Source organism: Pseudomonas sp. PGPPP4, assembly GCF_002256045.1.
GTDB lineage: Bacteria > Pseudomonadota > Gammaproteobacteria > Pseudomonadales > Pseudomonadaceae > Chryseomonas > Chryseomonas oryzihabitans.
The window spans coordinates 36,847-60,927 of sequence record NZ_NKID01000005.1 but is presented as its reverse complement, the minus strand read 5'-3'; the positions used below and the strand labels follow the sequence as shown (position 1 = coordinate 60,927).

Here is a 24,081-nt window from a genome sequence, read left to right as displayed (position 1 = left end):
TCCGCACGTGCCGAGGTGGCTTCGCTGGGCGCGCAACCAGGCGCCTTATTAACCCGTTAACCCGGGTCGTTCAAGGACGGAGATCGCAAAATCCCGGGTATCTCACGCTTGGGCCGATTTTTCAGCCCAGCGTCAGGGCCAGCGCGACCAGCACCCCGGCTTCGACGATCTCCAGCAGGGCGCCCGCGGTATCGCCCGTGGTACCGCCAAGCCGCTGGCGCAGCGCGCGACGCAGCAGCAGCGCGATCCCGGCGGTCACCAGCAGCGCGGTCAGGCCCTGGGCTAGCAGGACCATGCCCAGGGCCCCCAGCAACAGGACCTGGACCAGGGCCTTTCGCGGCAGGTGACGACTGAGCAGCTCGCCCAGACCGCCAGGGCGCACATAGGCGGTGGTCAGCAACAGCCAGGGCAATGCCAGGCGACCGGCCAGCGGCGCCAGCCACAGCGCGGCCGGCGCGTGGGGCAGCAGCACCACCAGCGCGCTCCACTTGAGCAGCAGGGTCAGCAGCAGCGCCAGCACGCCCATGGGGCCGCAGGCCGGATCCTTCATGATGGCCAGGGTCCGCTCGCGGTCACCGTAGCCGCCGATCCAGGCATCCGCCGTGTCGGCCAGGCCGTCCAGATGCAGGCCGCCGGTGAGGACAACCCAGCCGGCCAGCACCAGGGCCGCCTGCAGCAAGACGCCACCCGACGCCCCCAGCCAGGCGATCAGACTGAGCAGCGCCCCCAGCAGCAGGCCCACCGCCGGATACCAGAGCACCGAGCGGCCGACGGCCGCGGCTGGCGGCATGCCGGGCAGGCGCACCGGCAGACGGGTGAGAAACTGCACGGCGATCAGCAGCGGCAGCGGCATCAGCCCTCCTCCAGCGCCAGCGGCTGCAGGGTCGCGTAGGGCGCCTCGACCTGCAGCAGGTCCTTGGGTGGCAGCCCCCGCTGGCGGGCCAGCAGCAGGCGGATGACGCCGCCGTGGGTGACGATCAGACTGCGCCGGTCCTGCAGCCGTGGCCGCCAGCGGGCCACCGCGCCCAGGACCCGCTCAGCGAAGGCCGCCACGGGCTCGCCCCCGGGCGGCGTATAGGCATAGGGATCGGCCCAGAAGCGGCCCAGGGCCTCTGCCTGGTCCTGCATGAGTTCGGCGGCGGTACGGCCTTCCCAGGCGCCGAAATCCAGTTCGCGCAGATCGGCTTCCACCGCCAGCTCGGCGCCCTGCTCCGCCGCCAACCACTCGGCGAAGCGCGCGCAGCGCTGCTGTGGCGACGTCAGGATCAGCTCGAAAGGCGGCTGCGGGGCGACGGCGGCACGCAACTGCGCCCAGCCCTGTTCCGCCAGCGGCGGATCGAGGCGTCCGCGAAAGCCTTCGGGGCCTTCGGTGACGCCATGGCGCAGCAGCAGGCAATCAGTCATGGGCGCGACTGGAGACGCTGGCTTCGGTGAAGGTCGCCATCTCGCTGTGCAGGCGGCAGGACAGCTGCAGCAGCGGCACGGCCAGGGCCGCACCGCTGCCTTCGCCCAGGCGCAGGCCGAGATCCAGCAGGGGCTCGCCACCCAGCGCCAGCAGCACCGCGGCGTGGCCGGGCTCGGCGCCACAGTGGGCGAACAGCAGCCAGTCGCGGGTATCGGGTTGCAGGTGCTGGGCGCAGAGGGCTGCCACCGAGCAGATGAAGCCGTCGACCAGGGTCGGCAGGCCCTGCTGGGCGCAGGCCATATAGGCACCGGTCAGGGCGGCCAGCTCGAAGCCGCCCAGGCGGCGCAGCAATTCGTAGGGATCTTCCAGGGCGTCGCCATGGCGCAACAGGGCGCGCTGGATGACCGCCACCTTGCGCGCCACGCCATCGGCGTCCAGCCCGGTCCCGGGGCCGGCCAGGGCCAGCGGCGAGGTGTCCAGCAGCACGCTGGCAATGGCACTGGCGGCGGTGGTGTTGCCGATGCCCATCTCGCCACCGATGAACAGATCGGCGCCGCCGGCACAGGCGCGCAGGACGGCGTCGCGGCCGGCCTGCAGCGCCGCCTGGCACTGGTCATGGGTCATGGCCGGGGTCAGGGTGAAGTTGGCGGTGCCGCGCCCCAGCGGCAGGTCGATGATCCCGGGCAGGGGTTCCAGGGGCGTGACGGTGCCCAGATTGATGACTTCCAAGGCGGCGTCCAGTTGCCGGGCGAGCACGCTGATGGCTGCCCCGCCGCAGACGAAGTTGCGCACCATCTCGGCGGTCACCGACTGCGGATAGGCCGAGACGCCCTCTTCCACCACGCCGTGATCACCCGCGAAGACCGCGATGGCGGTGCGCTGCAGCAGCGGCCGCGGCGTGCCCTGCAGGGCCGCCAGCTGGATGGCCAGCACTTCCAGATCGCCGAGCGAACCGCTCGGCTTGGTCAATACCGTCTGCCGCTGGCGCGCGGCTTCGGCCGCAGCGGTATCGGGTTGGCGGCAGGGTCCTTGCCACCAGGGCATGCTCATAGCGGGGTTCCTTTGAGGGTCAGGGGGAGACCGGCGACGGTCAGCACCACGCGCTCGCAGCGCGCGGCCAGGGCCTGGTGCAATTCGCCGGCGGCATCGACATAACGGCGAGTCAGCTCGCCCAGCGGGACAACACCCAGGCCGGTCTCGTTGCTGACGAAGATGAGGTGACCGGGCAATTGCGGCACGACCTCGAGCAGCTCCGCGCAGGCACGATCGAGGCGCTGGGGATCGTCGAGCAGGAGCAGATTGGTCAGCCAGAGGGTCAGGCAGTCCACCAGCAGGCAGCGCTCCGGCGCCCCCAGGGCCGCCAGGCGTTCGGCCAGCGCCAGGGGTTCTTCCACCAGCGCCCAGTGCGCCGGCCGGCGGGCGGCATGGCGCTCGATGCGCCGCGCCAGCTCGGCGTCGCTGCCACCGGCGGTGGCGATATAGGTGACGGCAAGGCCGGACTCGGCGGCCAGGCGCTCGGCCAGGGCGCTCTTGCCGGAGCGCGCGCCACCGAGGATGAATTCGCGCATCTAGAGCTCGCAGAGGGCGCGCAGGCGCCCGGTGTCCAAATGATGCTCCACCAGATCGGCCAGGCGCTCCAGATCCCGTTCGCGCAGGGCGTGGTAGTCCAGCTGCCGTGGCTCGGCCAGGCCGGCCCAGCGCAGCAGGGCGACGCTGGCGGCTGGCGACTCGAACAGGCCGTGCAGGTAGGTGCCCAGCACCTGGCCGTCGGCGCTGAGGCTGCCGTCGACACGGCCATCGGCGAAGCGCAGTACCGGGCGCTCCAGGGCCGGGCCCTGGCTGACGCCGGCATGGATCTCGTAGCCGGCCACCTCGGCGTCGCCGTCGCAGAGCCAGCCGTGCACGTTGCGCAGCTGCTTTTCCGCCGCCAGCTCGGTGGTCATGGCCAACAGGCCCAGACCGGCGCTGTCACCCGGCGCACCTTCCAGCCCGAGAGGGTCGGCGATCCGCTCGCCAAGCATCTGGAAGCCGCCGCAGATCCCCAGCACCCGCCCCCCGTATCTCAGGTGACGGGCGATGGCCGTGTCCCAGCCCTGGGCGCGCAGGAAAGCCAGGTCGCTGCGCACGCTCTTGGAGCCGCCAAGGATGATCAGGTCGGCGGCGGGCAGTTCCTCGCCCTGGCGGACGAACAGCAATTCCACCTGGGGGTGCAGGCGCAGGGGATCGAAATCGGTGTGGTTGCTCAGCCGCGGCATCACCGGCACCGCCACCCGCAGGCGCGGTCCCTGCTTGGCGACCTGGCCGGTGGCCAGGCGATCCTCGGCTTCCAGGTGCAGGTCGTGCAGATAGGGCAGCACGCCGAGCACCGGCTTGCCGGTACGGGCTTCGAGCCAGTCCAGCCCGGGTTGCAGCAGGGCCAGGTCGCCACGGAAGCGATTGATGATGAAGCCGGCGACGCGCGCCTGCTCGCTGGGTTCGAGCAGGTCCAGGGTGCCGACCAGATGGGCGAAGACGCCGCCACGGTCGATGTCGGCCACCAGCAGCACCGGGCAGTCCACCGCCTCGGCGAAGCCCATGTTGGCGATGTCGCCCTGGCGCAGGTTGATCTCGGCCGGCGAACCGGCGCCTTCCACCAGCACCACCTGATAGCGCTCGGCCAACCGCGCATGGGAGGCCAGCACCGCTTCCCGGGCCACCGGTTTGTAGGCGTGATAGGCCTTGGCATCCATGCTGGTGACGGCCCGGCCGTGGATGATCACCTGGGCACCGACATCGGTATTGGGTTTCAGCAGCACCGGATTCATGTCGGTATGGGGCGCCAGGCCACAGGCCTGGGCCTGCACCGCCTGGGCCCGGCCGATCTCGCCGCCATCGGCGGTCACGGCGCTGTTGAGCGCCATATTCTGCGGCTTGAAGGGCACCACGGCCACGCCCTGGCGATGGAGCCAGCGGCACAGGGCGGCCACCAGGGTGCTCTTGCCGGCGTCGGAGGTGGTGCCCTGCACCATCAGCGTACTCATAGGGGACTCCGGTAGCTGGCGAGGCCCTGGCCCAGGCGCTGCCAGCCGGCCTCGTCGCCGGGCAGACCGAATCTCAGGGCGCCAAGCGCGGGAAACAGACGGGTCAGGATGGCCTGGCGGGCCAGGTGTTCGTGCAGATCCGCGGCATCCGGGCGCTGCAGCAATTGAAACAGGGCGCAACCACCTATGGGCATAAGATCATGGCGGGCGAGCATGGCGGCCAGACGTTCGCCGGCCTCGAGCAGCGCCTCGCGCTGACGCTGCTGGCCCGGCTGATCGGCCAGCAGTTGCCGGGCGAGATAACGACTGGGGCCGTTCACCGTCCAGGGACCGAGGTGCTCGTCCAGCCGCGCCAGCAGGCTCGGCGCCGCCAGCACGAAGCCCAGGCGCATCCCGGCCAGTCCGAAGAACTTGCCAAAGGAGCGCAGCACGATCAGGCCGGGCAGATCGCTGAAGGGTGCAAGGCTTGCCCCCGGGGTGGGATCCATGAAGGCCTCGTCCACCACCAGCCAGCCGCCGCGGCGTTCGAGCCGGGCGTGCCAGTCCAGCAGTCGGGCGGGCGACAGGCGCTCGCCCGTGGGGTTGTTGGGATTGACCACCACCACCACGTCCAGCTGGTCGAGATGGGTGGCGATGCCTGGCTCGTCCCACTCCAGCACCTCGTGCCCGGCGCGACGCCAGGCCAGGGCATGCTCGGCATAACAGGGCGCCAGCACCGCGACCCGCGCGGATGGGCGCAGGGTCGGCAGCGCCTGGATGGCGGCCTGGGAGCCGGCCACCGGCAGCGCCGCGCTGGCCCGGTAGCAGGCGCAGGCGGCTTCCACCAGGCCGTCGTCGGGCTCGGGCAGCCGTGCCCAGGCACTGGCGGGAATCTCCGGCAGCGGCCAGGGCCAGGGAGCCAGGCCGGTGGACAGGTCCAGCCAGTCACCCAGGGGAATGTCGTAGGTACGCGCCGCGCGCCTCAGGCGACCGCCGTGCTCAAGCAAGCAGCAGTCCTCCCAGGGCGATCAGCGCGGTCCATAACCAGGCGCCACGGCGGACCAGTTTCAGGGCGCGGGTGATGGCCAGGAAGGTCGGCGCCGGACCGCGGCCCAGCACCGGGCGCTCGTGCCACTCGCCGTGGTAGCGGGCCGGACCGCCCAGGCTCACGCCCAGGGCACCGGCACCGGCTGCCATCACCGGGCCGGCGTTGGGGCTGTCCCACAGCGGCGCCTGAGTCCGCCAGCTCTCGATGGCGCTCCAGAAGCGGCCGAGGCCGGCATAGGTCAGGGCCACCAGCCGCGCGGGGATATAGTTGAGGACATCGTCCAGGCGCGCCGCGGCCCAGCCGAAACGCTCCAGGCGCGGCGTGCGATAGCCCCACATGGCGTCCAGGGTATTGGCCAGGCGATAGAGCACCACGCCCGGGGCGCCGAGCAGGGCGAACCAGAACAGCGCGGCGAAGACGGCATCGCTGCCGTTCTCCAGCACCGATTCGGTGGCGGCGCGGGCCACGGCGGTCTCGTCCAGCTCGCTGGTTTCGCGACTGACCAGATAGCCGACCCGGCGCCGCGCCTCGGGCAGGTTGTTGCGTTGCAGGGCGCGCGCCACCGGCTCGGCGTGCTCGCCCAGGCTGCGCAGTCCCACGGCCAGATACAGCGCCAGGGGCTGGATGATCCAGGCCAGCCAGCCGATCTGGCAGAGCAAGGCGGTGAGCAGCACCCAGGGCAGCACGGCGAGGCTCCAGGCCATCACGCCATGGCTGCGCCAGCCGCGCCCGCCGGGATTGAAGCGGGCCTCCAGGCTGTCGGCCAGGCGCCCGAACAGGACCAGGGGATGGGCGCGGCGGGGTTCGCCGAGCAGCAGGTCGAGCAGCATGCCGCCGACGACCGCGAAGGCCAGCATCATGGCTTCTGGCCCCAGCGGTTCTCGAAGACCAGCTCCTCCAGTGGCCGCCCCTGACGCCAGCCCTCCTCTTCCAGCATGGGCCGCGGATAGAAGGCTTCCACCGGCCCCAGGCAGAGGATGGCCGCCGGCTGGGCGCCTTCCGGCATCTCCAGCAGGCTGCGCACGGCTTCCGGTTCGAACAGCGACACCCAGCCCATGCCCAGGCCTTCGCAGCGGGCCGCCAGCCAGAGATTCTGGATGGCGCAGGACAGCGAGGCGAGGTCCATCTCCGGCAGGGTACGGCGGCCGAAGACGTGGGCTTCGCGGCCGTCCATCAGCGCCGCCACCAGCACCTCGGCGCAGTCGAGGATGCCCTGCACCTTGAGCTTCATGAAGTCGTCGCTGCGCTCGCCCAGGGCCTCGGCGGTGGCGCAGCGCTCTTCTTCCACCAGTTCGTGCAGGCGCTGGCGCAGGGCCGGATCGCTGATGCGCAGGAAGCGCCAGGGCTGCATCAGCCCGACGCTGGGCGCCTGGTGCGCGGCACCGAGCAGACGGGCGAGTTGTTCGGGAGGCACCTCGCCACCGCAGAAATGGCGCATGTCGCGGCGCTCGGCGATGGCTCGGTAGACGGCGGCTTGTTCGGCGGGGGTATAGGGGGTCGTGGTCACGGCTTGAGCATCGCGGCGGCCGCGGCGGGTGCCGACGGCATGTAGAAGTGAATATAGCTGGCGGTGAGGCGACCGTCTCGGTAGACCGCCTCGGCCACAGCCTTGCCGTTGGGGCACAGCCCGCGCGCCCAGGGCGTCTCGGGTGACTCCAGGGCGGAGTGGTGATAGGTGTGGCCGCGCAGGGTGCCCTGTGCGAAGTCCACCGACTGCAGGGCCAGGGCGGTGAGTCGCGCCTGCATCCGCGCGCTGCCCGGCAGCAGCCCGAGCAGGCTGGCGGATTCGCCGGCCTTGTCGGTCAGTTCGTCGAGCAGATAGAGCATGCCGCCGCACTCGGCGAGGATCGGCTTGCCCGCCGCGTGGTGGGCGCGGATGGCCGCGCGCATGCCCAGGTTGTTGGACAGCGTCTGCAGGTGCAGCTCGGGATAGCCGCCCGGCAGATAGAGGCTGTCCACCGCCGGCAGCGTCGTGTCGGCCAGCACGGAAAAGAACTTCAGCTCGGCGCCCAGGGCGTGCAAGAGATCCAGGTTGGCCTGGTAGATGAAGGCGAGCGCCGCATCCCGGGCCACGCCGATCCGCACCCCGGCCAGCAGCGGCTCGACCGCGGTCGGCTCCGGCGCGGTGAAGGCCACCAGCGGCGGCAATTCGATGTCGGAACTGGCGCCCAGGGCATCGGCCGCCATGTCCAGACGGCGATCCAGGTCGGTGACCTCGTCGGCCTGGATCAGCCCCAGGTGACGACTCGGCAACTCGATGCCGGCATCGCGCGGCAGACTGCCGAAGAAGGTCATGTCCGCCGGCAGGCTGCCGCGGATCAGCTGGGTCTGTCGCGGACTGCCGCTGCGGTTGGCCAGCACCCCGGCGAAGGGCAGGCTCGGCCGGTAATGGGCGAGGCCATAGGCCAGGGCGCCAAAAGTCTGCGCCAGACCGGCGGCGTCGATCACGCCCAGCACCGGTACGCCAAAGCGCTCGGCGAGGTCAGCGGCCGAGGGCTGACCGTCGAACAGCCCCATGACGCCTTCGATGAGGATGAGATCCGCCTCCCCCGCCGCTTCCCACAGCAGGCGCCGGCTCTCGGCCTCGCCGATCATCCACAGATCGAGCTGGTAGACCGGCGCGCCGCTGGCGCGGGCCAGGATCATCGGATCGAGAAAGTCCGGGCCGCACTTGAACACCCGTACCCGCCGCCCCTGGCGGGCGTGCAGCCGGGCCAGGGCGGCGGTGACGCTGGTCTTGCCCTGACCGGAGGCCGGGGCGGCGATCAGCAGCGCCGGGCAATGCCGCGTCTCGCCTACCATTCGATACCCTGCTGGGCGCGGACGCCGGCCTGGAAGGCGTGCTTGACCAGGCTCATGTCGGTCACGGTGTCGGCGGCCTCGACCAGCGCCGGCGGCGCACCGCGGCCGGTCACCACCACGTGCTGATGGGCCGGACGCCCGGCCAGGTCGGCCAGCACCTGGTCGACCTCCAGATAGCCGTGCTTGAAGGCGATGTTGAGCTCGTCCAGCAGCACCAGGCCGATGGCCGGATCGCGCAAGAGTTCCACCGCCACCGCCCAGGCCGCGGCCGCCGACTGCAGGTCGCGGGCCCGGTCCTGGGTGTCCCAGGTGAAGCCCTCGCCCATGACGTGATAGCGCACCTCGTCCGGAAAGCGCTTGAAGAACAGTTGCTCGCCGGTATCGCGGCGGCCCTTGATGAACTGCACCACCCCCACCTTCATGCCGTGGCCGAGGGCGCGCGCCGCCATGCCGAAGGCGGAGCTGCTCTTGCCCTTGCCGATGCCGGTATGGACCAGCAGTAGGCCGCGTTCGTCCTGGGCTTCGGCGATGCGGGCGTCGATCACCGCCTTCTTGCGCACCATGCGCGCGCGGTGGCGCTCGTCGCGCTCGGGGCTGGTCGAATCGGGGGTGTCGGTCATGGATGGTTCTCCGGGTGCGGGCGCGGCGGAGAAACGGGCAGAGACGCCGCCCGCGCAAGGCAGGTGGCGACGCCGCGCGACGCCCTCCGCATCGCCGAGATGAACGCAAGCGTGGCCGGTCTCCGGGCTGGTGAGCCGATGCCCTAAGGGCATCCGCTGCGCCCCTTCCCGGCCAGGGCCAGTGGGCATCGCGCAGCTACTGCTCAACTACCGTTGCGGGGGCAGCGCCGGCTCGACCGGCTTCCCTGTTTCACCCCGCTCCAGGCGGGGCACCACGTGCAAGGGCGCAGGGTACGGACTAGCCGGGAGAGCGTCAATCGATGGCGCCGCCCGAACTCGACGTCGCGCGGACGGGTCCACCCTAGACACCCACCGCCAGGAGCTACCGGATGAACGATGCCACCCTCGCCGCCTGCATCAAGGCCTGCCTCGATTGCGCCGCCGCCTGCGAAACCTGCGCCAGCGCCTGCCTGGGCGAAGCCAATCTGGACATGATGCGCGACTGCGTCCGCCTGGATCGCGATTGCGCCGACGCCTGCCGCCTGGCCGCCACCTTCATGCAGCGCGGCAGCGACCGCATCGCCGAAGCCTGCGCCCTGTGCCTGGCCACCTGCCGTGCCTGCGCCGCCGAATGCGGCAAGCACAAGGCCGAACACTGCCAGGCCTGTGCCCGGGCCTGTGAGGCCTGCGCCGACGCCTGCGCGGCCATGGCCGCCTGAGGTGGTTGCCGATAACCGCATCCGCTGAGCGCCAGCTCCAGTGCTGCGCGCTCTGGTCGCAGCCGAATCCCGCACAGGAAGCCGCCGCTCGGGCGTTCGGCATTGGCATTACCCGGCGACGCCAGGGATAATGCCCGCCCTTTCATCGATATCCAGGCCTTCGCCATGACCGATACCAACCAAGATCCCCGTTTGAGCCGCATGAAGCGTCGCCTGCGCAAGAAGCAGTACCTGGGCGAATTCCAGGAACTGGCCTTTGAAATCAAGGTGAGCTTCAAGAACGAACTCAGCGAAGACGATCTGGACACCTTCCTGGGCGACTTCATCGACTACGTCGAAGAACGCAAGCTGGACTACATCGGCGGCTTCGACAACGCATGGGTCGAAGGCACCATCATGGCCAACAAGCGCTACACCTCGCCCACCGCGGAAGACCGTACCGCGCTGCTGGACTGGCTCAAGGCCCGCGCCGAAGTCGGCGAAGCCAATGCCTCCGAGCTGCATGATGCCTGGCATCACGACGGCGAAGTCTAACTAGCCCTCGCCGGATAGCTTGGCGTCCGTTGCGGTCGTAAAGGGGAATCCGTTGGAAACCAGGTCCTCATGACGACCCTCCTGCAAATCTCCGATACCCACTTCGGCACCGAGCAACCCGCCGTGGTCGCGGCCCTGGAAGCCCATGTCCGCGAACACGGCGCTGATGTCCTCATCCTTTCCGGGGACATCACCCAGCGCGCCCGCCGCGAGCAATTCGCCGCCGCCAAGACCTTCGTCGAACGCCTGGAAAGCTACGGCATTCCCCGCACCCTGGTGATCCCGGGCAATCACGACCTGCCGCTGTATAACATCTTCGCCCGCTTCCTGACGCCCTATGGCAACTATCGCCGCCATTTCGGCCAGGACCTCGAGCCCAGTTTCGAAAACGACGAGCTCTTGCTGGTCGGACTCAACACCACCGCCCCGCAACGCCACAAGGATGGCTCGGTGAGCACCGCGCAGATCGAACGCGTGGCCGAGCGCCTGCGCCGCGCCGGTCCAAGCAAGCTGCGCATCGTCATCGCCCACCAGCCCTTCGGCGCCCTCGAACTCAGCGACCTGAGCAATCTGCAGCACAATGCCGATCACGCCCTGGCCACCTGGGCCGATGCCGGCCTGGATCTGGTGATGGGCGGCCACATCCACCTGCCCTATGTGCTGCCGCTGAGTCGCCAGTACCCCAGCCTGCCCCGCGAGGTCTGGATCGTCCAGGCTGGCACCGCCCTCTCGTCGCGCGTGCGCGGCACCTCGCCCAACTCCTTCAATCGCCTGCTGGTCGGCGAAGGGGCGGAAAAGACCGTGGACGTGGAGCGTTGGGACTTCCAGGGCGATCGCTTCGTCGTCGGCGAGCGTCACGCACTGCGCTGGCAGGCCGCACAGGACGCCCTGGCAGAAGGGTGAGGCGTCCGATCGGGACGCCGATGCGCGCTCCTGCGCACTTCCAGCAATGGAAATTGATTCAAGCTGTTGAAACGGCTGGCAGGCCACGGGCGCCGCGTAGTCTTAGGACTTTCGGCAAGAGTGGCCTCCCATGGAATCCCTGACGCAATCGCTGCTTGGCTTTATCGAAACCCACCAGGCCTGGGCACCGCTGCTCGTCGGCCTGCTCGCCTTTGGCGAGTCCCTGGTGCTGCTGGGCGTCTTCATTCCGGCCACGGCCCTGCTGCTGGTGGTCGGCGGCCTGGCCGGCTCCGGGGTGCTCTCGCCGGTGCCGCTGGTACTGGCCGCCATCGTCGGCGCCATCCTCGGCGACATCTGCTCCTATATCATCGGCCGCTGGCTCGGTCCCAGCATCGTCCACCGCCCGCCCTTTCGCCGCTATCGCAAGCAGGTGGCCAGGACCCGACTGTTCTTTCGCCGCTATGGCTTCTTCGCGGTCTTCGGCGGGCGCTTCCTGACCATGATCCGCAACACCGTGCCCCTGGTGGCCGGGATGATGGCGATGAACCAGCTGCGCTTCCAGTCGGCCAACGTGCTCTCGGCCATCGTCTGGGCGCCACTGATGATGGGCCCGGGTTATCTGGCGGCCAAGGGCGCCAACCACTTCAGCTTCGCCGGCAACGAGTCGCTGTGGATCGGCGCGGCGGTGGTCGCCGTGCTGGGCGCCGGCGCCGCGCTGTTCTTCAAGCAGCGGCTGAAACGCGCCTAGCGACGGGCGGCCAGCGCCTCGCGCAGACGCTGGCGATTCAGCGGTACCTCGCGCAGGCGCAGACCGGTCGCCGCCGCCACGGCATTGGCGATGGCCGCGGGGATGGCGGCGGTGGTGGCCTCCCCGGCCCCCACTGCCGGCTCGTCCGGCCGATCGATCAGCTCCAGTTCCAGCTCGGGCAATTCGTTGAAGGTCAGCGGCGGATAGGCGCCCCACTCCAGGCTGGTCACTCCCTGGTGATCGAAGCGCACCGCCTGCTTGAGGGTCCGGGCGATGCCCTGTACTACGCAGCCTTCCAGCTGATTGCGCAGGCCATCCGGATTGACGATCAGCCCGCAATCGTGGGCCACCACCACCCGGGTGACGCGGATCCCCGCCGCCTCGCTCACCGCCACCTCGACCACCGCGGCGACATAGGCGTTTTCGTTTTCATAGCGCAGGAAGGCCAGGCCCTGACCTTTCGCCAGGGCGCCGTCCCAGGCCTTTTCCTGCCGGGCGGGCGGTCGCCAACCGGCCTTGGCGGTGGCGGCCTGCAGCACCGCCCGCGCACGAGGATCCTGCAGATAGCGCAGGCGGAATTCCAGCGGATCGACCCCGGCCGCCAGGGCCAGCTCGTCCATGAAGGATTCGTTGGCGAAAGTATTGCCGACCGCCCCCAGGGCGCGCAGGGCCGAGGGTCGCAGCGGCGAATCCCCGGCTTCCAGCCAGTGGGTCGCCACCTGGACATTGAGCAGGTCGTAGTCCAGCGGCGCATTGCGATTGCCACCGCCCCGCCCACCCTTGAGCGGCAGGTTGTAGGCCAGTTGCCCGGCGAGCAGCGCCGCCTTGCCGGTCTGGCCGTTGGGCCGGGTCAGGTGGGTGGGCGTCCAGTTGGTGAAACGCCAGGCCAGCAGATCGCCGGCCGCGCTCAGGCCGCCGGCCAGACGCATCAGCATGGCCGGCCCCTTGGGATTCCAGCCGTGTTCGTCGGCGCGACTCCATTGCACCCGCACCGGACGGCCACACAATTTGGACAGCAGCGCCGCATCGGCTGCTGCGTCATCGGCGCCGTTATGGCCATAGCAGCCCGAGGCCTGCTGGTAGATGACATGGATGCGGTCTTCCGGCAGTGCCAGCAGATCCGCCAGCGCCGCCCGGAGCTGATAGACGCCCTGGGTACCGCTCCAGACGGTGGCGCCGTCGGCACGCACGTCCGCCACCGCGCAGGAGGGACCGATGGAGTCGTGATTCTGGTAGGGCCAGCGATACTCGGCGTCCAGGCGCCGGGCGGCGCTCGCCAGCTCCCCCGCGACATCGCCGGCCTCCTGCTGGAGGTCGGCCGGTCCGGCCTTGGCTTCCAGCAGGGCATAGAGTTCGCCCGGTAGCGGCAGGTCCGGCACCAGGCTCCAGTCCACCCGCAGCGCCGCCGCGCCCTGGCGCGCCAGCCAGGGCTGCTCGGCCACCACCGCGACGAAGGCGCCCTCGTACACCAGCTGAGCGCCCGCCGGCAGCGCGCTGGCATCGATACCGCGACCACTCACCCCCGCCAACCGCGCCGAGCCGATGCAGGGCGGCCGCACCACGCAACCGTGCAGCATGCCGGGAAGGCGCAGGTCGTGGACGTAATCAAAGCTGCCAAACAGCTTGGCCGGGATGTCTTCCCGCGGCACCGAGGTCCCGACCAGGCGATAGTCCTTGACGGCGCGGGTACGCACCGCCTGGTTGACCAGCCGCCCCAGCGGCCGTCCGCCCACCAGCTCGCCATAGCTGACGAAACGCCCGGTGGGATCGCCACGATAGACCACCCGGCCATCCACCGTGTCCACCACCGCCAGATCCAGCCCCAGGCGCCGCGCTCCTTCCAGAAACAGGAATTGCCGCGCGCTGGCGGCGGCCTTGCGCAATTGGGCGCCGCCCACCTGCAGGCTCTTGCTGCCGGCGGTGATGCCCTGGTCGGGTGTCAGCCGGGTATCGCCCTGGATCAGCCGGGTGGCGGCAAAGGCCACGCAGAGTTCCTCGGCCACGATCTGCCGCAGCGCCGTGCTGACCCCAGTACCCAGTTCCACCTTGCCGCTGTAGACAATGACCTGGCCCTGGGCATCCACCGCCAGCCAGGCATCCAGTTGGCGCTGATCGAGGGTCTTGGCCAGACTCGCAGTGTCAGTAGGTGCGGGCAATACCTGGGCGGCGACCGGTCGCTGCAGGCTGAAGCCCAGCAGCAGCACGGCGCTGCCGCCGAGAAAGGTGCGGCGGGACAGCGTCATGCCGGGGCCTGCCCGTCGCGCAAGAGCACCGCCGCCCGTTTGACCGCGCGCAGGATGCGATAGTGGGTCCCGCAGCCACAGAAATTGGCCGCCAGCGCCTGGCGGATCTGCGCATCGCTGGGATCCGGCACCCGGGCGAGCAGCGCCTGGGCGGTCATCACCATGCCAGGAATACAATAGCCGCACTGCGCCGCCTGCTCTTCGATGAAGGCCCTTTGCAGCGCGTGCGGCGCCGCTGGCGTGCCAAGGCCTTCCAGGGTCAGCAGCTCGCGACCGGCAAAGGACGCCGCCGGCAGCAGACAGGCACGCACCGGCTTGCCATCCGCCAGCACCGTACAGGCACCACACTCGCCCAGGCCGCAGCCGAATTTCGGCCCCTTGAGGCCCAGCTCGTCGCGCAGGGCGTCCAGCAGAGGCATGCGTGGATCAACGTCGAGCTGTCGCGACTCGCCATTGACCTTGAGTTCGAGGACCGCCACCGCTAGTGCTCCCGTTCGCGCGCCGCCGCCACGTCCTCGGGACGAATATCAGCGGCGTGACCACCAAAGCGGCGGCCGATGTAGGTGGCCAGATCGGCCAGTTGCCTATCACTGAGCAACGCCCGATAGGCTGGCATGAAGGCGTGCTCGGTACGCCCCTGGCGGTCGAGCCCGTCGAGCAGCACGCGCACCAGGTTGGTCCCCGCCGGATCGCGCACCGCCGAATAGTTGCTGAAGGAGCGCGGATAGGGACCGGCCGGCCCCCTGTCGTCCGGCGCATGACAGCTGGCGCAGGCGGATTGCAGCAAGGCCGCACTCTCCGCCTCGGCGGCGGTGAGCGGTCCGGCCTCCCCAGGCGGCTGCACCTCGGCACGCGCTGGCACCGCTCCGGGCTGCGCCGGCAAGGTCCGCAAATAGGCGATCAGGGCCCCGAGATCCGCATCGTTCAGATGGCGGGTACCGCCGCTCACCACCTCGGCCATGGGTCCCGCCGCCACGGCTTCGCCGCGCTGATGCCCTTCGCGCAGATAGCTGGCGAGCTTGGCATCGCCCCAGCCGCCGAGGCCGCGCGGATCCGCGGTGAGATTCCAGGCGGTCCAGCCCTGCTGGGTCGCACCGGCATAGGCCCGGCCGCTGTCGAGCCCCTGACTCCAGGTCCGCGGCGTATGGCATTCCTGGCAATGCCCGACCGCCTCGGCCAGGTAGGCGCCCCGCGCCACCTGCGCATCGGCAGTAACCGGTAACGGACCCGGCGTGAAGTTGAGCCATTTCCAACCGCGGATCAGCGCGCGCTGATCGAAGGGAAAGCGCAGGGCGTTGGCGGGCGGCGCATAGGGCACCGGTCGCTGGATCTGCAGATAGGCGAAAATGGCGGCGACGTCCTCGTCGCTCAAGCGGGTAAAGGCCGTATAGGGAAAGGCGGGATAGAGCTGCTCACCATCGCGCCCCAGCCCGTCGTGCAAGGCTCGGCGAAACTCGTCCGCCGTCCAGTCGCCCAGGCCGTGCTCGCGATCCGGCGTGATATTGCTTGAGTAAAGACGGCCAAAAGGCGTATCGAAGGCGACACCACCGGCGAAGGGTGCACCGTCGGGACGGGTATGACAGCCCTGGCAGTTGCCCAACCGGGTCAGGTATTCGCCCCGCGTCAGGGTCGCCTCGTCGGCGCGCACCGGCGCGGCCTTGGACAGGAGCAGCATCCCCGCCAACAGGGGCAGGGCCAGGGATCTCATCAGCTCTCCTCTTGAGGTCGAACCGGACGGGCGGATTCCGCCGTGGCGTTGCCGTCATCCTAATCGCAGCGGCAAGCGCCCGTGGCGTTCGCCCCTGGAGGTGAGATGCAGGCGACAGTTTCGGCCCGCACGTCAACTGCGGCCTTTACAATCCTGCTCCATTCCGGCTGCGCCCTGGCGCGAGAGCTGTGAGTCGCCAGCAACCACCGATTCTGATTACCCGCACTCAGGACAGGAAGGAAGACCTCCCACGCCCAAGCACTATAGGGGTGGTATTACTCAACGCTTGGGCACGAAGCCATCGGGCTTGGCCGCCAGCCAGTCGACGAACTGGCGAATGCGTGCATCGCTGAGCAGCAACTCGCGGCTGTTGTATTCCAGCGCCAGGGTCTTTTCGTCGAAGGTCTGGTGGATATGGTTGTGGCAGGGTCGGCAGACCCAGAGGGTGGCGGTGATCCGGCTGACGCGGTCGAATCTCTTGCGCACGTAGGCCTTGTCGTGCAGCGAGCGAGGGATCAGGTGATGGCGGGTGAGCGGCGCCGCCCTACCACACAGCTCGCAACGAGCCGGCTGGGGCGGCAGACGTATCGCCTGGGGCATGATGGGCTCCGCACGGGCTGGATGCCTATTCGAGCGGCCCGGGCGGAACGGGGTTCAATAGCCGCCGGCGAGACTCGGCGTGACCAGCACGCGCTTGGCCTGCAGATAGCTGTTCTGCCAATAGGGCTTGGCCAGGCTGTCCAGGCGCACCGTCCCGCCAGTGCGCGGTGCATGGACGAAGCGCCCTTCCCCGACGTAGATGCCGGCATGGCTGACCTGACGTCCACCGGCGGTGGCGAAGAAGATCAGATCACCGGGCTGCAGGGCATTGCGCGCCACATTGGGCGAGCCGAGGGTGATCATCTCGCGGGTCGAACGCGGCAGGGTCACCCCGGCCGCATCGCGATAGACGTAGCCGATCAGGCCGCTGCAATCGAAGCCACCCGCCGGGGTATTGCCGCCGTAGCGATAGGGAGTGCCGACCAGGCCAATGGCCCGAAAGAGCACATCGTTGGCGGCCTGGGCCTGACTTTCCAACAGGGGGCGAGAAACGACCGGGGCGACCGGTGCGGGTGCCTGGGGCGGCCTGCCGGCACAGGCGGTCAGCAGCACGAAGGCGCAATACAATCCGAGGCGAGCCGCATGCGGCATTGGAGACATCCTTAGTTATCCATCGATCACCGTCGGCCTGCCACGCAGCCTCGACGGGTCCTCGAAGCGCACCGGCGAAGATCGCGGCGACACGCCTCAGCGCAATACGCGCTTGCCTTCCAGGAAACTCACCTTCCAGTACTGGTCGTCCAGGCTGTCCACCCGCACCCCGCCACTGCGGCGACTGGAGGAATGGATGAACTTGCCCTCGCCCATGTAGATACCGGTGTGACTGACCCGGCCACGGCCGTTGCTATTGAACAGCAACAGATCGCCAGGTTCCAGATCGTTCTTGCTGACTACCGGTACTTCGAGATCGATGATCTCGCGGGTGGAACGCGGCAGGGTCATGCCGGCCCGCTCGCGAAAGACGTAATTGACGAAACCGCTGCAATCGAAACCGGCCAGGGTGCTGCCGCCGCGGCGATAGGGCGTGCCCACCAGCTGGGTGGCACGATTGAGGATCTGGTCCGCCAGATTCGGCAGCGCCTGACGCGGACCGACCTCGCGATCCCAATCCAGTTGATGCGGCGACTGGGTATGGGGGAAGACCGGACGTTGCTGAGCGCTCTCGGTCTCCACCGCGGCGGAACCGTTGCCAGCACCACCCAGACCATGCAGCGAGGCGGTCTGGAAGGTCCGGGAGGTAGAGGACTGATCAGGGGCAACGGCGATGTCAGGACTTTGCGGCGCACTCGCACAGGCGGCGAGCAGACAGACAAAAGACAGGGGCACGAGGGGTGCGAAGCGTTTCCTTGGCATGGGCACGACCGTGTCGTTTTCTCAAAGTATCGACACCTTGCCGACCTGGATCACAGATGGCAAGTTTTTTTAGCCTTCGATGTGACTCAAAAGCCGAGGAAGGACGTCTACGGCCCTTTTTTTGATCTGAACGGTCGCCAAGCCGCTCAGCGACGAGCGGTCCGGATTGATTTCGATGAGGTCACCACCCTGCGCCAGGGTCTGGTCAATCGGCGCCTGAATATAGCCGAAGGCGGCCGTGGTGCCGACGGCGATCACCAGGTCGAAGCCCTCCTCCATCGCCTCCTGCAGACGTTGCAGCTCAGTGGCCGGCAGGGCTTCCTCGAACAGCACCACCGGTGGCCGCAGGATGCCGCCGCATGCGGGACAGCGCGGCGGCAGCGGACCGGCCAGGTGATCTTGGGCATCCGCGACCGTCTGCGCGCAACTCATGCAGGCGAGCGGCTCCAGTTGTCCATGGATCTCGATCAGCCGCTCTGGCGGAAAGCCTGCCTGCCGATGAAAGCCGTCGATGTTCTGCGTCAGCACCCAGCTGCCGGGGTGACTGACACCGAAGTCGGTGATCGCCTGGTGCGCCGCATTGGGCCTGGCCGCAGCGCAGGCCCGGCCGAGTTGCGCCAGGTAGCGCCAGCAGAGCTCCGGACGCTGCCGGAGCATGCTGCCCGAGAGCGCCGCCTCGATGGGGATGCCCTCTTCGGTGAGGCCGTTGTACAGCCCGCCCAGGCCCCGATAGGTCGGCAGTCCCGAATCGGCGGACAGCCCCGCCCCGGTGATGAACAGCACCCGACCGGCCCGCTGCAGCAGGCCTTGGGCACGCACCAGGGCGTCGGTCAATGATTCACCGTCAGGGCCAGCATCACCGACAGCTGGCAGAGCGGGCGGCCGCTCTGTTCCTGCCAGAGGTTGAAGGCCTCCTGCATCTTCTGCCGATCGCGCTTGGCGGTGGGCGCCTTGTCGAGGATGTTCTGCGCCTTTAGCGCCGTCACCACGTCGTCGGTCGCCAGAAAGGTGTCCTTGCCGGCCATGCGCAGGAAGTGCTGCGCCGACAGGCCACCCAGCTGATTGCCACGCTTGGTCAGCAGCTCCCAGAGGCCGACGATGTCCTGGGTCGGCCAGTCGGCCAGCAACTGGCCGAAGCTGCCGCGACTGCGCTGGAAGTCCAGCACCATCTGGGCGTTGATCGGCACGCTGCGCAACTTGCCCAGGTGGCGGATCAGCCGGGCGTCCTGCATCAGCCGTTCCAGACGCTCGCCGCCCATGAGCACCACCTTCTCCGGATCGAAGCCGAAGAAGACCTCCTCGAAGGCCGGCCACTTGGCGTCCACTAGGCTATGCTTGAGTCCGGCGCGAAAGATGCGCCGGGTCAGCAGCGACAGATAGCGGTCATCGCCCACGGCCGCCAGGCTGGCGGCGTCCACCGGTTGCGGCAGCCGCGCCTCCAGGGCCGCGCGGGAGCCGCAGCGATTGAGAGCGTATTCGAGCAGCCAGGCGTAGTCCCGCATCAGAGATTCATCACCTGGACGAAACGCGGCGTGGCGCTGTCATCGATCCTGAGACTGGCGAAATCGAACAGCTCGCGATCGGCCAGTTGCGAGGGCACCACGTTCTGCAGGGCGCGGAACATGATCTCGGTACGCCCCGGCGTCTTGCGCTCCCACTCCAGCAGCATCTCCTTGACCACCTTGCGCTGCAGGTTCTCCTGGGAGCCGCAGAGGTTGCAGGGAATGATGGGGAATTCGCGCAGGACGGCGTAGGCCTCGATGTCCTTCTCGTTGCAATAGGCCAGCGGTCGGATCACCACGTTGCGCCCGTCGTCGGCGCGCAGCTTGGGTGGCATGGCCTTGAGCGTGCCGCCATGGAACAAATTGAGGAAGAAGGTTTCTACCATGTCGTCGCGATGATGGCCGAGCGCCATCTTCGTCGCGCCGATCTCGTCGGCGAAGGTGTAGAGGATGCCCCGCCGCAGGCGCGAGCACAGCGAACAGGTGGTCTTGCCCTCGGGAATCTTTTCCTTCACCACGGAATAGGTATCACGTTCCAGAATGTGGTACTCGACCCCCAGCTCCTTCAGGTACTGAGGTAAAACGTGTTCAGGAAAGCCCGGCTGCTTCTGGTCGAGGTTGACCGCCACGATCTCGAAGCGAATCGGTGCGACCTTCTGCAAGTAGAGCAGCATGTCGAGCAGGGTGTAGCTGTCCTTGCCACCGGACAGGCAGACCATGACCTTGTCGCCGTCCTCGATCATGTTGTAGTCGGCGATGGCTTCGCCGGTAAGACGGCGCAGGCGTTTCTGCAGCTTGTTCTGGTTGACCGAAAGGGTGCCCATGGATGAATCCGCGAAAGGAAAAAACGAAAGGCGGGCATTTTACGCGCAAAGCGTCCGCCGCCCTACCCCAAACGTCAGTCCATGGCGACCGGCAGCCATGAGCGAAGCCCAGGCGCTCATGACGGCGCTCCACCAGGAACTGCTCAGGGCCCAGTCCAGCCTGTCGGAGTACGAATTGCTGCAGGCCTTGCGCCGGGCGGGATCACCGCTGATCCCACCGCGCCCGGTGACCGACAACTACGAACTCTTCCGCCTGCACTTTCGCGTGTTCAACGCCCTCTACCGGCTGCGCGATCAACTCCGCGCCGAGCAACGCGCCGAACTGGTCATCAGCGCCCTGCGCATCGAATTGCGCCCCTATCTGCGCGCCCGTGCCGGGCTGGTGGTGGCCGATCCGCTACGCGCCTACTACCTCGATGTCACCCAGCTGGAGACCACCACTCCGGAAGACGTGGCCAACCTGCTCAATCACTTCTGGGCCCTGGTCAACGGTGAGTCCGAACTGCTGGAGGCCCTGCGCCTGCTGGGACTCGATCGCTCGGCGGACTATGGCCAGATCCGCCGCCGCTATCGCCAGCTCGCCAGCCGTCATCACCCCGATCACGGTGGCAGCACCGGCCGACTGCAGGCCATCAATGCCGCCATGGATACGCTGAGGCGGCACTACGGCCACCAGCCGACCGCGGACGCTAGGGCGCAGGCATGAGCTTCGGCATAATCACCCGCCTCGCCAGAGGTTGCCCATGCCTGAACAACTCACAGCCCGGGTCGAAGACTGCTATCGGCAGGCCGAGGCCTTCTTCAAACGCCGCTTCCCTCGCCCCGAGGTCAGCCTGGCCCTGCGTGGCCAGCGCGCCGGTGTCGCCCATCTCACCGAGAATCGGCTGAGATTCAACCGGCAGCTCTATCAGGAAAATCGCGCCCACTTCCTCGAGCAGACCGTCGCCCACGAGGTGGCGCACCTAGTGGCGCATCAGCTGTTCGGTGGCGGCATCCGCCCCCATGGCGAGGAGTGGCAGCTGATCATGCGCGGGGTCTATGGCCTGCCGCCGGATCGCTGCCATACCTACGAATTGCCGCAACGGGCGCGCACCCTGTACCTGTATCGCTGCAACTGCCCCGACGGCCGCTTCGAATTCACCGCCCAGCGTCACGCGCTGGTGCGCAAGGGACGGCGCTATCTGTGCCGGCGCTGCCGCGGTCCGCTGGACTTCACCCAGGAAGTCATCCGCGGCTGATCCTGCCGGCTCCGATCCGGGTTCCGGCAGGCAGGCTGCAGAAGCCCTCAGCCCTGGGCGAAGACTTCGTCGAACAGGTTGTGCATCGCCAGGAAGGCGCGCTTGGCCACCACCGGGTGGTACTGCTGCTTGCCCGGATTGTTGGCTTCGGGATCGGTGAAGGAATGCACCGCGCCACCATAGCTCAGCAGTTGCCAGTCCACCTGGGCAGCATCCATCTCCTGGCGGAAACCGGTGAGTTGCTCGTCCGGCACCAGCGGATCGGAGGCGCCGTGCAGCACCAGCACCGGGCCGGTGATCCGGGCGGCATCAGCCGGGTTGGGCGTATCCAGATTGGCGTGGAAGGTCACCACGGCGCTCAGCGCCGCGCCGTCACGGGCCAGTTCAAGCGCCGCGCAGCCACCAAAGCAGAAGCCGATGGCGGCGATCTGATGGACATCCACCGCCGCCGTCTCGGCCTGGGCGATCAGGGCCGCATAGGCCGCCTGCATGCGCTGGCGCAGCAACGCACGATCGCCGCGGATCGGCGTCATGGCCGCCAGGGCTTCGTCGGCATTCTGCGGACGCACGTTGCGACCATAGAAATCCACCACCAGGTAGGCCAGGCCGTCGGCCTCGGCCAGGCCCTTGGCCTGCTCGACGGCGCCATGGGACACCCCCATCCAGTTGGGCGCCAGGAGCACGCCCGGGCGGGTGGGATTGCCGCTGGTGGCATACACCAGCTGGCTCTCGAACGGTTGGCCATCGATTTCGTAGGCGACGGGTTTTACAGTGACTTCGACCATGGGGTCCTCCAGAAGGTGGATAGAAAGAAGCCCGCCGAGGCGGGCTTCTTCGTTGTTAAGCGGACAATTCCACCAGCAGTTTGTTTAACCGGCGGACATAGGCGGCGGGATCCTTGAGGCTGTCGCCCGCGGCCAGCGCTGCCTGATCGAACAGGATGTGCGACAGGTCGGCGAAGCGGTCCTCGTCAGGCTCGCCATCGAGTTTCTCGATCAGCGGGTGCTGCGGATTGATCTCGAAGATCGGCTTGGAATCCGGGGCCTTCTGGCCGCTGGCTTCCAGGATCCGGCGCATCTGCAAGCCGAGGTCCTGCTCGCCGATGGCCAGGATCGCCGGCGAATCGGTCAGGCGATGGGAGACGCGGACTTCGCTGACCTGGGCCTCCAGGGCCTGCTTGAGGCGCTCGACCAGGCCTTCCTTGGTCTTGGCGACCTCTTCCTGGGCCTGCTTGTCTTCTTCGCTGTCCAGCTTGCCGAGATCCAGATCGCCACGGGCGACGTCGACGAAATGCTTGCCGTCGAATTCGGTGAGATAGCTCATCAGCCACTCGTCGATGCGATCGGTCAGCAGCAGCACCTCGACACCCTTCTTGCGGAAGACTTCCAGGTGCGGGCTGTTCTTGATCTGCGCGTGGCTCTCGCCGGTCAGGTAGTAGATCTTGTCCTGACCTTCCTTCATCCGGCCGATGTAGTCGGCCAGGGACACGTTCTGGGCATCGTCGCCGTTGTGGGTCGAGGCGAAGCGCAGCAGGCCGGCGATCTTCTCGCGGTTGGCGAAGTCTTCCGCCGGACCTTCCTTGAGCACCTGGCCGAAGTGGCCCCAGAACGACTGGTACTTCTCCGGCTCGCTCTTGGCCAGCTTCTCCAGCATGTCCAGCACGCGCTTGGTCAGCGCCGACTTCATGGAGTCGATCACCGGATCCTTCTGCAGGATCTCGCGGGAGACGTTGAGCGACAGGTCGTTGGAATCCACCACACCCTTGATGAATCTCAGGTACAGCGGCAGGAACTGGTCGGCCTGGTCCATGATGAAGACGCGCTGCACATAGAGCTTGAGGCCCTTGGGCGCTTCGCGCTGGTACAGATCGAAGGGCGCGCGGGCCGGCACGTACAGCAGCGAGGTGTATTCGAGCTTGCCCTCGACCTTGTTGTGGCTCCAGGTCAGGGGATTCTCGAAATCATGGCCGACGTGCTTGTAGAACTCCTGGTAGTCCTCGTCCTTGAGTTCGGTACGCGGACGGGTCCAGAGCGCGCTGGCGCGGTTGACGGTTTCCCACTCGGCTGCGGCCGGCTGCTCGTCCTCGCCACCCTGCTGCTCCTTCGGCAGCTCGATGGGCAGGCCGATGTGGTCGGAATACTTCTTGACCACGTTGCGCAGGCGCCAGCCATCGGCGAATTCGATTTCCTCGGGCTTGAGGTGCAGCACGATGCGGGTACCGCGCTCGGGCTTGTCGATGGTCGCGACCTCGAACTCCCCTTCCCCCTTGGACGACCAGTGCACGCCCTCGGCGGCCGGCTGGCCGGCGCGACGGGTGTAGACATCCACCTGGTCGGCGACGATGAAGGCCGAATAGAAGCCCACGCCGAATTGACCGATGAGGTTGGAATCCTTCTTCTGGTCACCGCTGAGATTCTTCAGGAAATCGGCGGTGCCGGACTTGGCGATGGTGCCGAGATGAGCGATCACCTCTTCGCGGCTCATGCCGATGCCGTTGTCTTCGAGGGTGACCGTGCCGGCCTCCTTGTCGAAGCTCAGGCGAATCTTCAGCGTATCCCCGCCTTCGAGCAGTTCGGGCTTGGACAGGGCCTCGAATCTGAGCTTGTCGGCCGCGTCGGAGGCGTTGGAAATCAATTCGCGCAGGAAGATTTCCTTGTTGGAATACAGCGAGTGAATCATCAGGTGAAGCAGCTGCTTCACTTCGGTCTGGAAGCCTAGGGTTTCCTTTTGAGTCTCCACACTCATGCTACGAACTCCGCTATCGATAGGTACGCACCAGATGCCTGGCGATGTCGCGGAGATGGGGGCGCGCGGTGACATTTCAACCTTGGCGCG

27 protein-coding genes and 1 riboswitch are annotated in these 24,081 nt (G+C 68.0%); of the genes, 6 read left to right on the top strand and 21 right to left on the bottom strand.

Annotated elements, in window-relative coordinates; all coding sequences use genetic code 11:
- Nucleotides 1-121: 121 nt before the first annotated feature.
- The 10 genes from CFE50_RS10935 to cobO are packed head-to-tail and all read right to left on the bottom strand — an operon-like array spanning nucleotide 122 to nucleotide 8,874.
- The gene (locus CFE50_RS10935) at nucleotides 122-853 is read right to left on the bottom strand and encodes an adenosylcobinamide-GDP ribazoletransferase (RefSeq protein WP_286733458.1); all 732 of its coding nucleotides are present in this window, start codon (nucleotides 851-853) and stop codon (nucleotides 122-124) included.
- The gene (locus CFE50_RS10930; protein ID WP_286733455.1) at nucleotides 853-1,404 is read right to left on the bottom strand and encodes a histidine phosphatase family protein; all 552 of its coding nucleotides are present in this window, start codon (nucleotides 1,402-1,404) and stop codon (nucleotides 853-855) included. The genes CFE50_RS10935 and CFE50_RS10930 overlap by 1 nt, the downstream gene beginning before the upstream one ends.
- Nucleotides 1,397-2,455 carry a nicotinate-nucleotide--dimethylbenzimidazole phosphoribosyltransferase gene (gene cobT / locus CFE50_RS10925; protein WP_286733453.1) on the bottom strand — a complete coding sequence of 353 codons (1,059 nt, stop codon included), beginning with the start codon at nucleotides 2,453-2,455 and terminating at the stop codon, nucleotides 1,397-1,399. The genes CFE50_RS10930 and cobT overlap by 8 nt, the downstream gene beginning before the upstream one ends.
- Nucleotides 2,452-2,973 (bottom strand): bifunctional adenosylcobinamide kinase/adenosylcobinamide-phosphate guanylyltransferase, encoded by a 522-nt coding sequence (cobU, locus tag CFE50_RS10920; RefSeq protein ID WP_286733450.1) that lies wholly within the window; start codon nucleotides 2,971-2,973, stop codon nucleotides 2,452-2,454. Before cobU ends, cobT begins: the two co-directional genes overlap by 4 nt.
- Nucleotides 2,974-4,425 carry a cobyric acid synthase gene (locus CFE50_RS10915; RefSeq protein ID WP_286733448.1) on the bottom strand — a complete coding sequence of 484 codons (1,452 nt, stop codon included), beginning with the start codon at nucleotides 4,423-4,425 and terminating at the stop codon, nucleotides 2,974-2,976.
- Nucleotides 4,422-5,411 (bottom strand): threonine-phosphate decarboxylase CobD, encoded by a 990-nt coding sequence (cobD, locus tag CFE50_RS10910; protein ID WP_286733446.1) that lies wholly within the window; start codon nucleotides 5,409-5,411, stop codon nucleotides 4,422-4,424. Before cobD ends, CFE50_RS10915 begins: the two co-directional genes overlap by 4 nt.
- Nucleotides 5,404-6,312 carry an adenosylcobinamide-phosphate synthase CbiB gene (gene cbiB, locus CFE50_RS10905; protein ID WP_027596930.1) on the bottom strand — a complete coding sequence of 303 codons (909 nt, stop codon included), beginning with the start codon at nucleotides 6,310-6,312 and terminating at the stop codon, nucleotides 5,404-5,406. Before cbiB ends, cobD begins: the two co-directional genes overlap by 8 nt.
- Nucleotides 6,309-6,959: a 5,6-dimethylbenzimidazole synthase gene (gene bluB, locus CFE50_RS10900; protein WP_027602691.1), complete on the bottom strand. Its 651-nt coding sequence runs from the start codon at nucleotides 6,957-6,959 to the stop codon at nucleotides 6,309-6,311. Before bluB ends, cbiB begins: the two co-directional genes overlap by 4 nt.
- Nucleotides 6,956-8,254 (bottom strand): cobyrinic acid a,c-diamide synthase CobB, encoded by a 1,299-nt coding sequence (locus CFE50_RS10895; RefSeq protein WP_286733441.1) that lies wholly within the window; start codon nucleotides 8,252-8,254, stop codon nucleotides 6,956-6,958. The genes bluB and CFE50_RS10895 overlap by 4 nt, the downstream gene beginning before the upstream one ends.
- Nucleotides 8,248-8,874: a cob(I)yrinic acid a,c-diamide adenosyltransferase gene (gene cobO / locus CFE50_RS10890; RefSeq protein WP_007159228.1), complete on the bottom strand. Its 627-nt coding sequence runs from the start codon at nucleotides 8,872-8,874 to the stop codon at nucleotides 8,248-8,250. The genes CFE50_RS10895 and cobO overlap by 7 nt, the downstream gene beginning before the upstream one ends.
- Before the next feature lie 96 nt (nucleotides 8,875-8,970).
- Nucleotides 8,971-9,166: riboswitch (cobalamin riboswitch) on the bottom strand.
- Nucleotides 9,167-9,263: 97 nt separating this feature from the next.
- Here cobO and CFE50_RS10885 point away from each other — a divergent pair.
- The 4 genes from CFE50_RS10885 (at nucleotide 9,264) to CFE50_RS10870 (ending at nucleotide 11,778) form a co-directional block, all read left to right on the top strand.
- Nucleotides 9,264-9,593 (top strand): four-helix bundle copper-binding protein, encoded by a 330-nt coding sequence (locus CFE50_RS10885; protein ID WP_077172171.1) that lies wholly within the window; start codon nucleotides 9,264-9,266, stop codon nucleotides 9,591-9,593.
- 165 nt (nucleotides 9,594-9,758) lie between these two features.
- A complete protein-coding gene (locus CFE50_RS10880; RefSeq protein WP_007159230.1) occupies nucleotides 9,759-10,127 on the top strand; it encodes a YggL 50S ribosome-binding family protein in 369 nt (122 codons plus the stop codon).
- A gap of 69 nt (nucleotides 10,128-10,196) precedes the next feature.
- Nucleotides 10,197-11,030, top strand: coding sequence for a metallophosphoesterase family protein (locus tag CFE50_RS10875; RefSeq protein ID WP_286733435.1), 834 nt, complete (start codon nucleotides 10,197-10,199; stop codon nucleotides 11,028-11,030).
- A gap of 130 nt (nucleotides 11,031-11,160) precedes the next feature.
- Nucleotides 11,161-11,778: a DedA family protein gene (locus tag CFE50_RS10870; RefSeq protein WP_042135867.1), complete on the top strand. Its 618-nt coding sequence runs from the start codon at nucleotides 11,161-11,163 to the stop codon at nucleotides 11,776-11,778.
- Here CFE50_RS10870 and CFE50_RS10865 read toward each other — a convergent pair.
- From CFE50_RS10865 to ttcA, 9 genes are all read right to left on the bottom strand, one after another.
- Nucleotides 11,775-14,021, bottom strand: a complete 2,247-nt coding sequence (locus CFE50_RS10865) for a xanthine dehydrogenase family protein molybdopterin-binding subunit (RefSeq protein ID WP_286733432.1) — start codon at nucleotides 14,019-14,021, stop codon at nucleotides 11,775-11,777. The two genes, CFE50_RS10870 and CFE50_RS10865, sit on opposite strands and share 4 nt — an antisense overlap.
- Entirely contained in the window at nucleotides 14,018-14,500 is a 483-nt protein-coding gene (locus CFE50_RS10860) for a (2Fe-2S)-binding protein (protein WP_042135871.1), read from the bottom strand. Before CFE50_RS10860 ends, CFE50_RS10865 begins: the two co-directional genes overlap by 4 nt.
- A gap of 2 nt (nucleotides 14,501-14,502) precedes the next feature.
- Complete coding sequence (locus tag CFE50_RS10855; RefSeq protein ID WP_286733429.1) at nucleotides 14,503-15,729, bottom strand: cytochrome c; 1,227 nt, start codon at nucleotides 15,727-15,729, stop codon at nucleotides 14,503-14,505.
- A gap of 279 nt (nucleotides 15,730-16,008) precedes the next feature.
- Complete coding sequence (locus tag CFE50_RS10850) at nucleotides 16,009-16,329, bottom strand: hypothetical protein (protein ID WP_007159236.1); 321 nt, start codon at nucleotides 16,327-16,329, stop codon at nucleotides 16,009-16,011.
- 54 nt (nucleotides 16,330-16,383) lie between these two features.
- Nucleotides 16,384-16,920 carry a C40 family peptidase gene (locus tag CFE50_RS10845; RefSeq protein ID WP_286733425.1) on the bottom strand — a complete coding sequence of 179 codons (537 nt, stop codon included), beginning with the start codon at nucleotides 16,918-16,920 and terminating at the stop codon, nucleotides 16,384-16,386.
- 96 nt (nucleotides 16,921-17,016) lie between these two features.
- Complete coding sequence (locus CFE50_RS10840) at nucleotides 17,017-17,655, bottom strand: C40 family peptidase (RefSeq protein ID WP_081875203.1); 639 nt, start codon at nucleotides 17,653-17,655, stop codon at nucleotides 17,017-17,019.
- Between the two features lie 96 nt (nucleotides 17,656-17,751).
- Nucleotides 17,752-18,516: an SIR2 family NAD-dependent protein deacylase gene (locus CFE50_RS10835; RefSeq protein ID WP_241808123.1), complete on the bottom strand. Its 765-nt coding sequence runs from the start codon at nucleotides 18,514-18,516 to the stop codon at nucleotides 17,752-17,754.
- Nucleotides 18,513-19,184 (bottom strand): DNA-3-methyladenine glycosylase I, encoded by a 672-nt coding sequence (locus CFE50_RS10830; RefSeq protein WP_286733421.1) that lies wholly within the window; start codon nucleotides 19,182-19,184, stop codon nucleotides 18,513-18,515. The genes CFE50_RS10835 and CFE50_RS10830 overlap by 4 nt, the downstream gene beginning before the upstream one ends.
- A complete protein-coding gene (gene ttcA, locus CFE50_RS10825) occupies nucleotides 19,184-20,008 on the bottom strand; it encodes a tRNA 2-thiocytidine(32) synthetase TtcA (RefSeq protein WP_027602682.1) in 825 nt (274 codons plus the stop codon). The genes CFE50_RS10830 and ttcA overlap by 1 nt, the downstream gene beginning before the upstream one ends.
- 97 nt (nucleotides 20,009-20,105) lie before the next feature.
- Here ttcA and CFE50_RS10820 point away from each other — a divergent pair, with 97 nt between their 5' ends.
- Both CFE50_RS10820 and CFE50_RS10815 read left to right on the top strand, forming a co-directional pair.
- Complete coding sequence (locus CFE50_RS10820; protein WP_144945968.1) at nucleotides 20,106-20,714, top strand: DNA-J related domain-containing protein; 609 nt, start codon at nucleotides 20,106-20,108, stop codon at nucleotides 20,712-20,714.
- A gap of 31 nt (nucleotides 20,715-20,745) precedes the next feature.
- Nucleotides 20,746-21,246, top strand: a complete 501-nt coding sequence (locus CFE50_RS10815) for a SprT family zinc-dependent metalloprotease (protein WP_255211827.1) — start codon at nucleotides 20,746-20,748, stop codon at nucleotides 21,244-21,246.
- Nucleotides 21,247-21,293: 47 nt separating this feature from the next.
- On the opposite strand, the gene CFE50_RS10810 is transcribed toward CFE50_RS10815, so the two are convergent.
- Both CFE50_RS10810 and htpG read right to left on the bottom strand, forming a co-directional pair.
- Nucleotides 21,294-22,031 (bottom strand): dienelactone hydrolase family protein, encoded by a 738-nt coding sequence (locus tag CFE50_RS10810; RefSeq protein WP_286733419.1) that lies wholly within the window; start codon nucleotides 22,029-22,031, stop codon nucleotides 21,294-21,296.
- A gap of 55 nt (nucleotides 22,032-22,086) precedes the next feature.
- The gene (htpG, locus tag CFE50_RS10805; protein ID WP_027596948.1) at nucleotides 22,087-23,991 is read right to left on the bottom strand and encodes a molecular chaperone HtpG; all 1,905 of its coding nucleotides are present in this window, start codon (nucleotides 23,989-23,991) and stop codon (nucleotides 22,087-22,089) included.
- Nucleotides 23,992-24,081 lie beyond the last annotated feature (90 nt).

Coding starts and splice junctions, on each gene's coding strand:
- CFE50_RS10865 (WP_286733432.1), bottom strand. CDS start 14,021: ATGACGCTGTCCCGCCGCACCTTTCTCGGCGGCAGCGCCGTGCTGCTG.
- ttcA (WP_027602682.1), bottom strand. CDS start 20,008: ATGGGCACCCTTTCGGTCAACCAGAACAAGCTGCAGAAACGCCTGCGC.
- CFE50_RS10935 (WP_286733458.1), bottom strand. CDS start 853: ATGCCGCTGCCGCTGCTGATCGCCGTGCAGTTTCTCACCCGTCTGCCG.
- CFE50_RS10810 (WP_286733419.1), bottom strand. CDS start 22,031: ATGGTCGAAGTCACTGTAAAACCCGTCGCCTACGAAATCGATGGCCAA.
- CFE50_RS10875 (WP_286733435.1), top strand. CDS start 10,197: ATGACGACCCTCCTGCAAATCTCCGATACCCACTTCGGCACCGAGCAA.
- CFE50_RS10930 (WP_286733455.1), bottom strand. CDS start 1,404: ATGACTGATTGCCTGCTGCTGCGCCATGGCGTCACCGAAGGCCCCGAA.
- CFE50_RS10830 (WP_286733421.1), bottom strand. CDS start 19,184: ATGCGGGACTACGCCTGGCTGCTCGAATACGCTCTCAATCGCTGCGGC.
- CFE50_RS10850 (WP_007159236.1), bottom strand. CDS start 16,329: ATGCCCCAGGCGATACGTCTGCCGCCCCAGCCGGCTCGTTGCGAGCTG.
- cobO (WP_007159228.1), bottom strand. CDS start 8,874: ATGACCGACACCCCCGATTCGACCAGCCCCGAGCGCGACGAGCGCCAC.
- cobU (WP_286733450.1), bottom strand. CDS start 2,973: ATGCGCGAATTCATCCTCGGTGGCGCGCGCTCCGGCAAGAGCGCCCTG.
- CFE50_RS10870 (WP_042135867.1), top strand. CDS start 11,161: ATGGAATCCCTGACGCAATCGCTGCTTGGCTTTATCGAAACCCACCAG.
- cbiB (WP_027596930.1), bottom strand. CDS start 6,312: ATGATGCTGGCCTTCGCGGTCGTCGGCGGCATGCTGCTCGACCTGCTG.
- CFE50_RS10895 (WP_286733441.1), bottom strand. CDS start 8,254: ATGGTAGGCGAGACGCGGCATTGCCCGGCGCTGCTGATCGCCGCCCCG.
- CFE50_RS10845 (WP_286733425.1), bottom strand. CDS start 16,920: ATGCCGCATGCGGCTCGCCTCGGATTGTATTGCGCCTTCGTGCTGCTG.
- CFE50_RS10820 (WP_144945968.1), top strand. CDS start 20,106: ATGAGCGAAGCCCAGGCGCTCATGACGGCGCTCCACCAGGAACTGCTC.
- cobT (WP_286733453.1), bottom strand. CDS start 2,455: ATGAGCATGCCCTGGTGGCAAGGACCCTGCCGCCAACCCGATACCGCT.
- htpG (WP_027596948.1), bottom strand. CDS start 23,991: ATGAGTGTGGAGACTCAAAAGGAAACCCTAGGCTTCCAGACCGAAGTG.
- CFE50_RS10915 (WP_286733448.1), bottom strand. CDS start 4,425: ATGAGTACGCTGATGGTGCAGGGCACCACCTCCGACGCCGGCAAGAGC.
- CFE50_RS10885 (WP_077172171.1), top strand. CDS start 9,264: ATGAACGATGCCACCCTCGCCGCCTGCATCAAGGCCTGCCTCGATTGC.
- CFE50_RS10880 (WP_007159230.1), top strand. CDS start 9,759: ATGACCGATACCAACCAAGATCCCCGTTTGAGCCGCATGAAGCGTCGC.
- CFE50_RS10855 (WP_286733429.1), bottom strand. CDS start 15,729: ATGAGATCCCTGGCCCTGCCCCTGTTGGCGGGGATGCTGCTCCTGTCC.